The organism is Cognatazoarcus halotolerans (assembly GCF_009800965.1).
Taxonomy (GTDB): Bacteria; Pseudomonadota; Gammaproteobacteria; order Burkholderiales; family Rhodocyclaceae; genus Cognatazoarcus; species Cognatazoarcus halotolerans.
This window is the reverse complement of the sequence record NZ_WUAF01000007.1, coordinates 48613-62020: the sequence shown is the minus strand read 5'-3', so window position 1 is coordinate 62020 and position 13408 is coordinate 48613. Positions and strand designations below refer to the sequence as shown.

General features: G+C 65.2%; 13 protein-coding genes. 4 read left to right on the top strand and 9 right to left on the bottom strand.

Going from position 1 to position 13408, the window contains the following annotated elements; all coding sequences use genetic code 11:
• Nucleotides 1-44: 44 nt before the first annotated feature.
• The 6 genes from hypD to GQB03_RS10685 form a co-directional block, all read right to left on the bottom strand.
• Nucleotides 45-1226 carry a hydrogenase formation protein HypD gene (gene hypD, locus GQB03_RS10710; RefSeq protein ID WP_159688685.1) on the bottom strand — a complete coding sequence of 394 codons (1182 nt, stop codon included), beginning with the start codon at nucleotides 1224-1226 and terminating at the stop codon, nucleotides 45-47.
• Nucleotides 1223-1462 (bottom strand): HypC/HybG/HupF family hydrogenase formation chaperone, encoded by a 240-nt coding sequence (locus tag GQB03_RS10705; RefSeq protein ID WP_159688682.1) that lies wholly within the window; start codon nucleotides 1460-1462, stop codon nucleotides 1223-1225. Before GQB03_RS10705 ends, hypD begins: the two co-directional genes overlap by 4 nt.
• A gap of 4 nt (nucleotides 1463-1466) precedes the next feature.
• Nucleotides 1467-2375: a hydrogenase nickel incorporation protein HypB gene (hypB, locus tag GQB03_RS10700; RefSeq protein ID WP_159688679.1), complete on the bottom strand. Its 909-nt coding sequence runs from the start codon at nucleotides 2373-2375 to the stop codon at nucleotides 1467-1469.
• Between the two features lie 51 nt (nucleotides 2376-2426).
• Complete coding sequence (hypA, locus tag GQB03_RS10695; RefSeq protein WP_159688676.1) at nucleotides 2427-2768, bottom strand: hydrogenase maturation nickel metallochaperone HypA; 342 nt, start codon at nucleotides 2766-2768, stop codon at nucleotides 2427-2429.
• A gap of 206 nt (nucleotides 2769-2974) precedes the next feature.
• Entirely contained in the window at nucleotides 2975-4219 is a 1245-nt protein-coding gene (locus GQB03_RS10690) for a helix-hairpin-helix domain-containing protein (protein ID WP_159688673.1), read from the bottom strand.
• Between the two features lie 224 nt (nucleotides 4220-4443).
• On the bottom strand, nucleotides 4444-5853 hold the full coding sequence (locus GQB03_RS10685) for a TonB-dependent receptor (RefSeq protein ID WP_159688670.1): 1410 nt from the start codon (nucleotides 5851-5853) through the stop codon (nucleotides 4444-4446).
• Nucleotides 5854-6058: 205 nt separating this feature from the next.
• On the opposite strand from GQB03_RS10685, the gene GQB03_RS10680 reads away from it, so the two are divergent.
• From GQB03_RS10680 to GQB03_RS10670, 3 genes are read left to right on the top strand one after another with little or no spacing between them, the layout of a single operon-like run.
• Nucleotides 6059-7843, top strand: a complete 1785-nt coding sequence (locus GQB03_RS10680; protein ID WP_159688667.1) for a vWA domain-containing protein — start codon at nucleotides 6059-6061, stop codon at nucleotides 7841-7843.
• Between the two features lie 16 nt (nucleotides 7844-7859).
• On the top strand, nucleotides 7860-8522 hold the full coding sequence (locus tag GQB03_RS10675; RefSeq protein WP_159688664.1) for an RNA polymerase sigma factor: 663 nt from the start codon (nucleotides 7860-7862) through the stop codon (nucleotides 8520-8522).
• On the top strand, nucleotides 8519-9406 hold the full coding sequence (locus GQB03_RS10670) for a hypothetical protein (RefSeq protein WP_159688661.1): 888 nt from the start codon (nucleotides 8519-8521) through the stop codon (nucleotides 9404-9406). The genes GQB03_RS10675 and GQB03_RS10670 overlap by 4 nt, the downstream gene beginning before the upstream one ends.
• A 241-nt stretch (nucleotides 9407-9647) precedes the next feature.
• Here GQB03_RS10670 and GQB03_RS10665 read toward each other — a convergent pair whose 3' ends face one another.
• Together GQB03_RS10665 and GQB03_RS10660 are read right to left on the bottom strand one after the other, a co-directional pair.
• Complete coding sequence (locus tag GQB03_RS10665; RefSeq protein WP_159688658.1) at nucleotides 9648-10124, bottom strand: hypothetical protein; 477 nt, start codon at nucleotides 10122-10124, stop codon at nucleotides 9648-9650.
• 154 nt (nucleotides 10125-10278) lie between these two features.
• Nucleotides 10279-11115, bottom strand: a complete 837-nt coding sequence (locus GQB03_RS10660) for a transposase (RefSeq protein WP_159688655.1) — start codon at nucleotides 11113-11115, stop codon at nucleotides 10279-10281.
• A gap of 228 nt (nucleotides 11116-11343) precedes the next feature.
• Here GQB03_RS10660 and GQB03_RS10655 point away from each other — a divergent pair, with 228 nt between their 5' ends.
• The gene (locus tag GQB03_RS10655; protein WP_235027022.1) at nucleotides 11344-12684 is read left to right on the top strand and encodes a Fic family protein; all 1341 of its coding nucleotides are present in this window, start codon (nucleotides 11344-11346) and stop codon (nucleotides 12682-12684) included.
• Between the two features lie 76 nt (nucleotides 12685-12760).
• On the opposite strand, the gene GQB03_RS10650 is transcribed toward GQB03_RS10655, so the two are convergent.
• Nucleotides 12761-13144: a hypothetical protein gene (locus GQB03_RS10650; protein WP_159688649.1), complete on the bottom strand. Its 384-nt coding sequence runs from the start codon at nucleotides 13142-13144 to the stop codon at nucleotides 12761-12763.
• Between the last annotated feature and the right edge of the window lie 264 nt (nucleotides 13145-13408).

Sequence of the window (13408 nt, the reverse complement as noted above, 5' to 3'; positions counted from 1 at the left end):
GAAACTGCTATCGCTCGCGGGATTCACCGCCCGAAACAAAGCTTTCACCCGCCCTGAGCGGACGTCACGAAGCGTCCTTTCGCAGGAGTCCCCGCCACGGCCTCGTCCCTGAAGCGCCCATAGGTGTAGTGCGCCGCGCAGGCGCCCTCGGATGACACCATGCAGGAGCCCATCGGATTCTCCGGCGTGCAGGCGGTACCGAAGATGCGGCACTGTGCGGGCGTCCTGACGCCGCGCAGGATGGCACCGCATTCGCAGGCCTTGTGGTCGGCCACGCTGCGGTAGGCGAGGCCGAATTTTGCTTCGGCGTCGAACGCGGCAAAGCGCTCGCGGATGCGCAGGGCCGAGTGTGCAAGCTGGCCGAGGCCGCGCCACTCGAAGCTGTCGCGCAGCGCGAACACCTCGTCCATCAGCGCCTGTGCCTTGAGGTTGCCGGTCTCGGTGACGGCGCGGGTGAACTCGTTTTCCACTTCGGCGCGGCTCTCGTTTACCTGGCGGATCAGCATGCGGACCGCCTGCATCACATCCAGCGGTTCGAAGCCGGCGATGACGACCGGTTTCCGATACTTCTGCGCAAAGGCCGCGTACGGGCGGCTGCCGATGACGGTGGAAACATGCGCCGGGCCGACGAAGCCGTCGAGGTGCACACCCTCGGCTTCGCCGCTTCCGGGTGCATCGAGGATCGCCGCGATGGCGGGCGGGGTCAGCACGTGGTTGCAGATGACGCTGAAGTTGCCGAGGCCAAGCGCGTCGGCCTCGCGGATCACCAGCGCGGTGGGCGGCGTGGTGGTCTCGAAACCGATCGCGAAGAACACCACCTCGCGCTCCGGGTTGGTGCGCGCGAGGTTGAGGGCGTCCGCAGCCGAATAGATCACCCGGATATCGGCGCCGCGCGCCCGCGCCTTCTGCATCGACAGGCCCGCCGAGGCCGGCACTCGCAGGCAGTCGCCATAGCTGCAGACGATCACCTCCGGCCGCTCGAGCGCCAGCGAGATGGCCATGTCGAGGCGGCCGATCGGCAGCACGCACACCGGGCAGCCGGGGCCGTGGACCATGCGCACGTTCAGCGGCAGCAGGTCGGTGACGCCGTAGCGCGAGATGGCATGGGTATGGCCGCCGCAGAACTCCATGAATGCGTAATCGCGCGCCGGATCGATCTCGGCGCGGATTGCCGCGGCGAGCTTGCGCGCCAGCGCACCATCGCGGAATTCGTCGATGTACTTCACCCTGGCGCCACCGCGCCGCCAGCCAGGCCGGCTTCGGCAAACAGCGCCAGCGTGCGCTCGGCCTCGTCGGTGTCGAGCTTCGACAGCGCGTAGCCCACATGCACGATCACGTAGTCGCCCTCCGCGACATCCTCGACCAGGGCCAGCGAGATTTCCTTCAGCACGCCGCCCAGGTCGATGCGTGCATTGTCGCCGTCGAGCAGTTCGACGACCCGCGCGGGAATGGCCAGGCACATGCTCTCAGCCCACCTTGCGACGACCGGCCGCGGACCATGTCGCGCGCAGCCAGGCAAGCCATTCGTCGAACCCCTCTCCTGTGCGCGCTGATACCCGGATCGAAGGCAGGCCGGGCTTGACGCGGCGAGCGAATTCCAGCGCCAGGTCGACATCGAAGTCGAGGTGGGGCAACAGGTCGATCTTGTTGATCAGCAGCAGGTCTGCGGCGGCGAACATGTCCGGATACTTGAGCGGTTTATCCTCGCCCTCGGTCACAGACAGGATCACCACCTTGCGGGCTTCGCCCAGGTCGAAGGCGGCCGGGCACACCAGGTTGCCGACGTTCTCGATCAGCAGCAGGGAATCCTCTGCTGGCGCGAGGCGCGCGAGCGCCTGCGAAATCATCTGCGCATCGAGGTGGCAGCCCTTGCCGGTATTGATCTGTAATGCGCGTGCCCCGGTGGCGCGGATGCGCTCGGCGTCGAAATCGGTCTGCTGGTCGCCCTCGATCACCGCGACCGGAACGGTGTCCCGGAGCTCGGCGATGGTCCGGCACAGCAGCGTGGTCTTGCCGGCGCCTGGGCCGGAGAGCAAGTTGAGTGTGCAGATGCCGCGGCCTGCGAGCCACTGCCGGTTGGCCGCGGCAAGGCGGTCGTTCTTGCCGAGGATGTCCTGCTCGATCTTCACCATCCGGCGCTGGCTCAGGCCGGGTGCATTCGCCTGAGCAGGCCCGCTTCCGTAGTCGAGGGTCTCGTCCGTCACGAGCGGCTCTGGCCCGGTACGCGCGTCATGACCGTGCAATTCGTCGGGGTCCGGGTCGACAGACGATGCGGCACGCGGCCGCCAGGCAAGCGTGGGCTGGCGTGCCGGCCGGGCGTGCGCCACCTGCCCAATTCTGACCTGTCCCGTCCCGCAGCCGCATACGGTACACATTCCCTGCTCCTCGATCATCGTGACCGCCGGTCTGCGCCGATGATCCAATAACTACTCGACTTCGATTTCCTTCACCCGCATTTCCATCCCGTCGCGGGGCTGCAGCTGGTAGCCGCCGCACGCCGGACAAGCGTCGTAAAGCCGATGCATTGCAACGGTCTGGTGGCACTGCAGGCACAATCCGGAGCCCGCCACGCCGACCACTTCCATTCGCGCGCCTTCGGCGGGCCCGCCGCGCATGACCTCGTCGAAGCAGAAGGCCAGCGCTTCGGGCTCCACCGACGAGAGTTCCCCGATCTCCACCACAACGGTCCGTACCCGACCCAGCCGCTGCGTTCGTACTGCCTCGTCGACGATCTCGCGGATACCCTCGGCCAGCGACATCTCATGCATTGCGGACTCGATCCTCGTGCGCAGTGAAACCTGTCTCCGGCCGATCGCATGACAGCCCGGCCTGACCGGGATTCGATGCTATCACCGCGGAAGTTGCAGCGCATTCGTGCCCGCCGGGCGGCGTACAAAAGAAAAACGACACCGATGCCGCGATGGGCGTCGGTGTCGTCCGGATGTTTTCGCGCTGGCCGAGCCAGCACGCTCGCTTACAGGCTGACTTGCTGGCGGATCTTGGCGAGCAGCTTCTCGCCGACGCCCTTGGCACGGGTCAGCTCATCGAGGCTCTTGTAGGGGCGTGCCGCGATGATCGCCTTGGCCGCGGTCTTGCTCAGACCCTTGACGCTGGCGAGCTCTTCGGCGCTGGACTCATTGACCGAAGGCAGCGCCTTGGCCTTGCTGGCCTTGTCGATGCTCGTTACCGAGGCAGTCTTGGCCGGAGCCGCTTTTGCTTCGGTGGCCGGCTTTGCCGCTTTGCTCGTCTTGGCGGCCGCAGCGGGCTTGGCCTCGACCGCAGGCTTCTCGGCAGCGGCGGGCTTGGCTTCGACAGCTGCCGGGGCGGCAGCCGCTTTGGGTGCTGCGGCGACTGCCGGTTTTTCAGCAGCGGCCTTTGCCGGCGCGGCTGCAGGTTCTGCCTGCTGCTCGGCGACCGGAGCTTCGACTGCGGCGACTTCGACGGCGACTTCAACGCTCTGGGCGGGCACCACGATGTGCGGGTTTGCGAAATTGCTGTAGTCGCGGGTCACGAAACCGGCCGGCGTCCATTCGCGCAGCATCAGCACCAGGTTCCAGGTGCCGGCTGCCAGCGCAGCGGTATCGGCATTCACCGCGACGTCGCGCCATTCCGACTGGCCTTCCAGCGAACCGATCTGCACGCCGCCGACCAGCGATCCGGCGAAGGCGCCGCCGCTGTAGGGGGCATCCAGCGCCCACAGCTCGAGTGCCAGCGTGCCACTGACGCTGCCCGCCTCGCGGGGGTTGGCAATGCGCTCCACCGACAGGCGCACCGTGTTGTCGCCGAACTGGTAGCCGACCGCGCCATCGAGACGCGGCTGCGTGAATTGCTGGGCGTTGCCAAACACCGCGAAATCGTGGATCTGGCCGTATTGGCCGCTGATGCCGCTGGCCAGCGCGAGGACGATGGTATGCGTGCCGGTGCCGGCGGGCGGCAGGGCAACGGCGTTGCCGGCGACGGGCGTGGTGCCATAGGGGTCGGCCTGGAGGGCGCCCAGCGGAACTTCCGCCACCTTGATCCCTTGCAGACGACCGTTTGCGTCCGCGTCGCAGGCCCACAGCTGCAGTGCCCAGTCGGCATTGCCAAGTTGTGCTGCGTCGATCACGGCGAGTTCCGCATTGAGCGAGGCTTCGTCGCCTTCCATTCTGTAGCCGAACACTCCACCAAGACGGGCGGCCGGCTGGGAAGTGACGAGAGCGTCGAGTGCGGTTGCGTACATGAGTTTGAGATCCACGAAAAATGAGCGCGGATTATAGGGCGACGAGATTCAAGGACAAGCGCAATCGGACGAGAATCGCCAAAAAAACATAATTGACTGCACATTGCACCAAAAAGGGGCGCTTTCGCCGAGATTTGACGGCGTTTTCGCACCAAATGAGGGCAGAAAATCGGCCGGATGCTGCCCGGTGCGCCAGCCCGAAACCGATCCTGCCGCGCAGCGGACTACTCCGAGTCGTAACCGAGCAGACGTCCTTCGATGATGCGCTGGGCGACGCCCTCGGGCACGTCCTTCTCCCAGGCGCCAGGACCCCGGCGCAGGGCGGCCAGCGTTTCGCTGGCATCGATCTCGAGGTGCTCCACATCCTGCGGTTCGATGGCGACCAGCTTTCCGTTTTCCTTGAGGAAGGCGAGCAGGTGACGCAGATGGCCGGGCACCGGTACGTTGTCGAGGGTGACCATCTCGCTCTCCCCCTGGCGGCGCGAGGGATAGACATAGACGTGGGTATTGTCGGGAAAGAGTTTGCCGAAGGCTTCAAGGATGCCGCCTTCGAGGCCCTCGTAGTATTTCTCGTCGAACAGCGCCTCGAGGTCGCGCACGCTCATGACGATGCCGATCGGCTTTTGCGTGTACCGCCGCAGGTAGGCTCGCAGGCGGAAGAAGCGCAGGTAGTCGGAGATCATCACCGTATAGCCCTGCGAGCCGAGCAGATCGATGCGGGCGAGGAAGTCGGCGCCATCGATGTTGTCGCCGCTGACCAGCGAATTGGTGGTGATTTCGGCGAGCGAGAGGATCTCGCTCTCATTGACCGCGGCGACCTGGCTGAACTGCTTCTGGCCGCCCTGCATCATGTCGATGTTCACGCAGGTCACCGGCTTGAAGCTGCCACGGATCACCAGCATCGGCTTGCGATAGAGCAGCTCGCCGGGCACCACCACCTCGCCGGCCGGGTTGAAGATGACCGCGCGGGTCAGCCAACTGGTGATCAGGTGCAGGTTCATCAGCCGGTTTTCGACCTCCTCGAAGTACGGCCCCGAGAAGTGGATCAGGTCCACCTCGATGCGGTCGGATGACAGCCCGTCGGCCAGGCTCTCGATGATCCATTCCGGCTGCTGGTAGTGGAAGAAGGCACCGTGGATGAGGTTCACGCCGAGGATGCCGAGCGCCTCGGACTGCAGCGCGTTGTCGTTGTCGAGCATGCGCACGTGCAGGATGATGTCGCTCGGCGCCGCGCCCGGATGCAGCTGCAGGCGCACGCCGATCCAGCCGTGGCACTCGTTCTTCTGCTTGAAGCTGCGCGCGGTGACAGTCGCTGCATAGGCGAAGAAGGTGGTGTTGCGCGGCCGCTTGTCGGCGAGCCGCTGCACCACCTGGGTGAATTCCTTGTCGAGCATCTGCAGCAGGCGCGCGCGGCTCACATAGCGGTCCACATGGCCGTAGATGTCGTCGCTCACCGCCATGTCGTAGGCCGACATGGTCTTGGCCACCGTGCCGGCAGCCGCGCCGACGTGGAAGAAGCGCCGCGCCACTTCCTGCCCGGCCCCGATTTCGACGATAGAACCGTACTTGTGCTTGTCCAGATTGAGGATCAGGGCCTTCTGGTCGGTGGAGAGGCTGTTGTCACGTTTGCGCATCGAATCCGTTCCGTATGTGAAGAGCTGGGCGGCACTGGCCGGGGGCGGGTCCACTGTAGCGTGAAAGCGCGCGGTTGCGACACCGGGGGCGCTTGTGAATCCGCGTCGAAGCAATGTCTTGGCGGGTTTAACCCCGTTCGCTGCGCTCATCCGTTGAAGAGATCATGGCCCGGGCTCGCCGGGCATCCATCGACGGAGAATCACCATGCTCGACACCCGACTTCGCCCGCTTGCCTGCATCCTGCTGATACTTTCCCTCGCCGCCTGCGGCACCTCGCCTGAGAGCGAACGCCGCCCGGTCGCGGCAGCGCCCGATCAAGCGGCGACGCGGACCGAAGCCGGCGCCGATTCGCATGCCATTTCGCAGCCTGCACGGATCGTGCGCGAGCAGGAGGCGGTGCTTGGCAAGGCCGCGCCGGCGCCCCGCCCGGCGGCGCCGATGCACGACCAGGACTTTGCCAGGCGGCTGGTGATGCCCCAGGCCGCGGTCATGGCGGCGCCCGGGTATCAACCCGTGCCGATGCAGGAGGCTTCGCACGAACGCTACGCCGCGCTGGAGCAGGGCGGGGTGACGGCCACCGCGGTGCAGCCATTCTCGACCTTCTCGATCGATGTCGATACTGGCGCCTATGCCAATGTGCGGCGCATGCTCATGGCCGGCCAGTTGCCGCCCGACGACGCGGTGCGCATCGAGGAGCTGATCAACTACTTCCCGTGGGAGAGCCGCCCGGTGGCACGCCGCGGCGAGCCCTTCGCAGTGCAGACCGAGGTGGCACCCGCGCCGTGGAACACAAATCGCCTGCTGCTGCGCGTCGGCATCCGCGCCATGGATGCCCGACAGGCCGAGCTGCCGCCCGCCAACCTGGTGTTCCTGGTCGATGTGTCCGGCTCGATGAGTAGCGCCAACAAGCTGCCCCTGCTCAAGAACGCGCTGCGGCTGCTCACCGACACCCTGCGTCCGCAGGACCGCGTCTCGCTGGTGACCTACGCCAGCGGCACCCAGGTGGTGCTGCCGCCCACCCCGGGTAGCGAACGCGGCACCATCCGCGCTGCCCTCGAGGCGCTTCAGCCCGGCGGCTCGACGGCCGGCGAGGCCGGCATCCGGCTGGCCTACGAGATGGCGCGGCAAGGCTTCCGCAAGGGCGGCATCAACCGCATCCTGCTCGCCACCGATGGCGACTTCAACGTCGGCCTGTCGGATTTCGAGGCGCTCAAGGCGCTGGTCGAGGACCGTCGCCGCAGCGGCGTCTCGCTGACCACGCTGGGCTTCGGTACCGGCAACTACCGCGAGGACCTCATGGAACAGCTCGCCGATGCGGGCGACGGCAACTACGCCTACATCGACACCCTCAACGAGGCGCACAAGGTGTTGGTCGAGGAGGCCGCCTCGACGCTCTCGATCGTTGCCCGCGACGTCAAGATCCAGATGGAGTTCAACCCTGCGGTGGTGTCGGAGTACCGCCTCATCGGCTACGAGAACCGCGCCCTGGCGCGCGAGGATTTCCGCAATGACAAGGTCGACGCGGGCGAGGTCGGCGCCGGTCACGGCGTCACCGCGCTGTATGAACTGAGCCTGGTCGGCACGCCTGGCCAGCTCGGCGACAGCCGCTATGCGAGGCCGGCGCCCGTCTCCGGCTATGGCGACGAGCTGGGCATGCTGCGCCTGCGCTACAAGCAGCCGGCCGGTGGCGCGTCGCGCGAGATCGAGGTCGCGGTGCAGCGCGCGCAGATCAGACCGGCCACGGCAGCCAGCACCGACCTGCGCTTTACCGCCGCGGTGGCGGCCTTCGGCCAGCATCTGCGCGGCGGCAAATACCTCGGCAGCTTCGGCCCGGCGCAGATCGAACAGCTCGCGGCCGGCGCGCGGGGCGAAGACCGTTTCGGCTACCGTGGCGAGTTCCTGCGCCTGGTCAGGCTTTCCGGGGCCTTGCAGACGCCCTCGCCGCAACCCTGCAACGCCACCCGGGAAGACGGCGCATGCGCCGACTGAGCCCGGAGGGCACCGCGTGACTGCCTTGGCGGCGACCGACGTTCGGCGGGGGCGCTTATACTCCCGGCCGATGAGCGCCGAGCCCGACAAACCCGCCGAGGCCCGCAGCGATGCGGCGCTGATGGCCGCCTTCGCCGCGGGCGAGATGGCGGCCTTCGATGCGCTGTATGCGCGCCATCGCGGCGCGCTCTACGCCTATCTCGCCCGCCTGCTCCCAAGCTCGGCCGGCAACGTGGACGACCTCTTCCAGGAGGTGTGGGTACGGGTCACCCGCGAGCGCGCCCGCTACAAGCCCGAGGCGGCGTTTCGCACCTGGCTGTTCACCATCGCCCGCAACCTCGCCATCGACCTGATCCGCCGCCACCAGCCGCTGCTCGCCAGCGAGCTACAGCACAATGACGACGCTGGCGATCCGCTCGAAGCGATCGCCGATGACGCGCGCCCCACGCCGGGCGAGGCGATCGATGGGGCACGCATGAACCAGCGCCTGCACGACGCGCTCGCCAGCCTGCCCGCGGTGCAGCGCGAGGCCATCCTGCTGCGCGAGTATGGGGAGCATTCACTGGAGGACATCGCGCGGATCACCGGCGTGAATGCCGAAACCGCCAAGAGCCGGCTGCGCTACGCGCTGGGCAAGCTGCGCAGCCTGTTGATGCCGTACAAGGAGCCGCAATCATGAGCGAGCGCCGCTTCGACGATTCGCCCGCGCCCGACGACGAGCGCGCCCTGCGTGCCGCCTGGCAGGCAGACACGCCACCGCAACCGGATGCAAGACTGGACGCGCGCATCCGCGCCGCGGTCGAGGCGCAGATGGCCGCCGATCAGCCCGCGCGCAGCGCCACCGTGGTCCGGCCGGCACGCTGGCAGCGCCTGCGCATCCCGCTGGCGCTCGCCGCCACCGTACTGCTCTCATTCGGCGCGATCAGGATCATGTTCCCGACCGTGATGACGCCACCGACGCCGGTCGAACACGAACGGGCCGCACCGGCACCCGCTGCGCAGATCGAAAGTGACGCAGCCCCGCCCGAGGCCACCGCACCCGCCACGGCCGGCATCGCGGCACACGCCCCGGTACCCGCTCCGGCAAAGCCGTCCAGCGAGGCCACGAGCGCGCGTGTCGTGCCGCGCGCCGAAGCCGTTCAACGTCGCGAAGTGCCGGCAACCGAGGCCCCGCGGGCTGTCGCACCCGCGATGTCCAAGACGATGCCGGCCCTCGCCGACAGCGCTTCGAAAGCTGCCATTCCAGCTGCGCCACCCGCGCCGGCACCCGATTCGGCAGTCGCCGAGCCGCGCCGAGCCGCGCCCACCGCCGTCATGAAACAGCGCGCGTTTTCGACGCTGTCATCGCCCCGGGTGGTGCCCACCCCGGGCGCAGCAGATCCAACCGAGGCCGGGCGTGCGGACAGCAAGGTGGCGTTGGCAAGGATTCAGGCCATGGCCGAGCGCGGCGAACGCGAAGCGGCAACCCGCGCGCTGAAAGAGTGGGTGGCCGCGCACCCGCAGGAAAGGCTGCCGGATTGGGCCCGCACACTGTTGCAAGAGGCGGCGCCACTGCTGCCTTAAGGCCCCGCATGGCTGGCACATCGTCGAAACCCGCCTGAAACCTCAGGGCGCTACGTGAGAACACTGACGCAAAGATCTGGAGAAACGCAGCGGCGGCGAGTTCCAGCGTGATTGTCTTCAAGCCGTACCTGGGCGTTTTGAAGGGCGGCGCGGGCAATCCAGCGTGGAACACCGAACCGTTTCAGGGTACCGGGATATCTGCACGGCATAGCGGACTTTTTGACCGCTTCAAGCTTGATAGTCACCGGACGGCAGCCGGCCGGGCTGGCCGAGCGCCCGACGGGCCAGCGTGCCGGGCGTCCTGGGACGTGACACTTTGCACTGTCCGCTCAGCCGTGCCGGCAGGCTTGCCCGATCGATCGGTTTCCTTGAACGAATCACTGCTTGCGAGTGCAGCGAGCGAAACGGCCAGACCGGCCCATATCGCGATCGAGACTTGGTGGCCATGCTTGTAAAGCTCGAAACTTCCCTTTTCTCCATCTTCTCGATAGAGGAAAAAGAACTCGTACCAGAACCATGCAGGCGCGCCCACACCCCAGAAAAAGGCGAGTGCCGCGACAACCGGGCCCCAAGAGGGGCCTTTCGCGATAGCGACAACGCACAATGCGAGGGTGGCGACAAAGAGGACGATCGAGATCGCGACGACCCTGTGCGAGATACGCTCCGCCCTGGAACCTTGCTTGAAGATACGCACCGTCGGATCAAGCTCTGTACTCATGCGCGCTCCAGTGTCTCGACGGCCAATGCCCGGGTTCGGGCGGCGGTGTACGCCGCCGATCAACACCGCCCTGCGGGCAGCGGCCTCGAATCGTAAAGGATGGATCGATCCGACAAGCAGCCATTCGCACGCGGGCGGACCACGACATTCCCGTTCAAACCGCTCGTGCCCGCACCACGCGGCCGACGGTCGTGAAGTGCACGCCGAACGCCTTGGCAATCTGCTGGTAGCTGTATTCGCCGGTCGCATGGGCGGCTGCCATCGCGGCGTCGCGGTCGCCATGGCCGACAAAATCGGCCAACGGCAGCGCTGGCGGGCGACGCTGCGCACGGGGGATGTTCACATCCTCGATCGCTCCCGCCAGCACCGCGCGGGTTCGCTGTATGAATGCGTCGTCGCCGAGGAATACCTGACGGTTCAACTGCGCCCAGATCGACGGCAGCCCCTGTCCTTCGGCGACGAAGCGCAGGTAGCGCTGTACCGCCGTAGAGCGACGCTTGGCGAACAGGGACAGCAGGCCATCGACGGCCAGCCACGGCGGAGGTGGCGCCTCACCCCGCATCGCCCGATAGCTGCTCCAGCGCCACTCACCCGGATCGGCAACCATCCCGGCCCTGACCGGATTGAGCACGATGTAGCGCGCGAGCTCGAGAAGGTAGGCATCCGCATCGGCCAGGATCGCCTTGTAGCGCCCCTGGAACAGATGGCCGCCGCACCCGTGACGGCGATTGCTCGCCTGAGTGAAAACGCCGTTCAACTGCCGCATGCCCCTCGAGAGATTGCCGTCCCGCGTCTCGATCAACAGGTGATAGTGGTTGTCCATCAGGCAGTAGGCATGGCAGATCCAGTTGAAGTCCCGAACCACCCGCCCGAGGATCTCCAGAAACCGCTCGCGGTCCTCGTCGTCCTCGTAGATCGTCTCGCCCCGATCTCCACGCGAAGTCACGTGGTACAGGGCACCGCAGAATTCCAGTCGTAAAGGTCTACTCATAGCTTGAGTGTAGATCAGGATGTACGGATTGCAATAAAACTAGACCTGACCCCAATTGGTGCTCAATTAGCGCTTGCCAAGATCTACGTGAACGGCTTTCAGCTCGCTGCACTATGCCCCGGAAGCTTACTTGCTACTACTAAATTACCCATAAATTAGTAGACACTGGTAAACACAAGGTACTAATGTCTACTAAAACTTTAAGTATTAGTAGACATGAGAATCCCGATGTCGCCACCCGCCGAAGCCAAACTGCTGGCTGAGATGAGCCGTATGGACTTTCCCACGCTCATGACGCACAGCACCCCTTTGGTGAGCGGAAAATACCTCCACTGGGATGAACTGCGCCACAGAACACCGCCAGACTCGCTCACGCTCGAACAATGGTGGCTTGCCATCTGGCTAAGCCGCAACCCGGCTCTCAAGTCTCTTCCGCTAGTGGACAAACATGGCCACGCTTTCCGGCTTGCAACGCCCGAGCCTGCACTCATTGCGCTACACCACATCGACCGTGAGGCTGCCGGACAGATACGGACCGAGTTTGCGACCCCGATCCATGAAAACCGGGATCGCTACTTGCTGCACTCGCTCATCGAGGAGTCGATCACCTCCAGTCAGCTCGAGGGGGCCTCGACGACCCGGCGCGTTGCCGAAGCCATGCTGAAGGAGGGACGCAAACCCCGCGATCATGGCGAGACAATGATCTTCAACAACTACCGCACCATGGAGCAGTTGCGTTCGCTACGAGGCGAACCCCTGACACCGGAGCTCATCCTCGAGTTGCATCGGATGCTGACACTCGACACCCTCGAAAACCATGCCGACGCAGGGCGCCTGAGGCGGACCAATGACGTTAACGTGGTCGACAATCGCTATGGCACCGTGCTGCACGCCCCGCCTCACTTCGAGGAATTGCCCGAACGCCTTGCGCGCCTGTCTGCCTTTGCCAATGCCGACGAACACAGCACGCCCTTCGTCCATCCGGTGATCCGCGCGATCCTGTTGCACTTCATGATCGGCTACGACCACCCCTTCGTCGACGGCAATGGCCGTACCGCGCGGGCGCTTTTCTACTGGTCCATGGCCCGCAGCGGTTATTGGTTGATGGAATTTCTGTCCATATCCCAGTTTCTGAAGAAAGCGCCTGCCGCCTACGTTCAAGCCTATCTGCACACCGAAACCGACAAGAACGACACTACCTACTTTGTTCTGCACCAGCTGGCAATCATTCAGAAAGCCATCGCGAGCCTGCATGAATATCTGGCCCGCAAAATCGACGAACAAAGGGATGCCGAAAATCTGCTGATCCGCTCACCGGGCATTCGCGGTCGGCTTAACCACCGCCAACTCGCCCTGCTCACCTACGCGCTCAAGCACCCCGGCGAGCTGTATCGTGTCGCCACACATCAGGCGACCCATAACGTTGCCTACCAGACGGCACGCAGCGATTTGCTGGAACTCGAACGCATGGGTTTTCTCGACAAGATGAAGCAAGGCAACGCCTTTGTCTTCTTTGCCCCCGACGATCTGCATCAGCGAATCGAGACGTTTTCGGGCGAAATCGAGTAGCCGGTGCAGCCCGGATGCCGCGCAGCGGAATCCGGGACATTCGACCTCCCGGACGCTGTGAAGAATCCCGTGGCCCTTAATCGGCCTTCATCTCCACCGTCACCTTTCCCGCAATCGCCGACCCGATCCATCCATCCCCCTGCTTTTTCATCGATGCGTCGAAGCGGGTCCCGCATTTGGTTTCCGCCGAAAAGGCCAGGACGCCGTCCTTGAAGGAGCCTTCGACGGACTCCCCGCGAATGGCGCATTCGCTCTTGATGGTCCACCACGTCAACTCGGCCACGAAAGCGTCGTCGCCTTTCGGTTTGATGTCTTCCAGTTTGAAGGTCTGGGAGAGACTCCGCTCTACCCAGGTCCAGCGCCCACTGAGTTCTGCAGGGAGCTCGCTCGCCAAGGTTGATGCGGGTACGAGCAGCAACGTGCAGCAAAACAGGACTGTGTGATCGAATTTCAGTTTCATGGCGCGACTCCCGGGATATCGATTCAGGCGCGCCGGAGGCGAACCCAAGGAATGACTACCCATTAAACATAGGTCTGCGTCATGGAAAAAGCCAACCAAGTCATGGTCTGGGAGTGAGCGTAGTCGAAGAAAATCCACGGGGACCGGTTTAGCAATGTGGCACTTTCCCCGTGGGCGCGAGGCGGGTGTGAACTGCGACTTGGTCATCGGATCTCCACGACAGCCAGCCTGCTCTACGCAACAACCGGCATTGGTGCCCCGGCC

Excerpts from the sequence above, each read along its gene's own strand:
- GQB03_RS10655 (WP_235027022.1), top strand. The coding sequence starts at position 11,344 with ATGTCGCCACCCGCCGAAGCCAAACTGCTGGCTGAGATGAGCCGTATG.
- hypA (WP_159688676.1), bottom strand. The coding sequence starts at position 2,768 with ATGCATGAGATGTCGCTGGCCGAGGGTATCCGCGAGATCGTCGACGAG.
- GQB03_RS10665 (WP_159688658.1), bottom strand. The coding sequence starts at position 10,124 with ATGAGTACAGAGCTTGATCCGACGGTGCGTATCTTCAAGCAAGGTTCC.
- GQB03_RS10680 (WP_159688667.1), top strand. The coding sequence starts at position 6,059 with ATGCTCGACACCCGACTTCGCCCGCTTGCCTGCATCCTGCTGATACTT.
- GQB03_RS10670 (WP_159688661.1), top strand. The coding sequence starts at position 8,519 with ATGAGCGAGCGCCGCTTCGACGATTCGCCCGCGCCCGACGACGAGCGC.
- GQB03_RS10685 (WP_159688670.1), bottom strand. The coding sequence starts at position 5,853 with ATGCGCAAACGTGACAACAGCCTCTCCACCGACCAGAAGGCCCTGATC.
- GQB03_RS10705 (WP_159688682.1), bottom strand. The coding sequence starts at position 1,462 with ATGTGCCTGGCCATTCCCGCGCGGGTCGTCGAACTGCTCGACGGCGAC.
- GQB03_RS10650 (WP_159688649.1), bottom strand. The coding sequence starts at position 13,144 with ATGAAACTGAAATTCGATCACACAGTCCTGTTTTGCTGCACGTTGCTG.
- GQB03_RS10660 (WP_159688655.1), bottom strand. The coding sequence starts at position 11,115 with ATGAGTAGACCTTTACGACTGGAATTCTGCGGTGCCCTGTACCACGTG.
- hypB (WP_159688679.1), bottom strand. The coding sequence starts at position 2,375 with ATGTGTACCGTATGCGGCTGCGGGACGGGACAGGTCAGAATTGGGCAG.
- GQB03_RS10690 (WP_159688673.1), bottom strand. The coding sequence starts at position 4,219 with ATGTACGCAACCGCACTCGACGCTCTCGTCACTTCCCAGCCGGCCGCC.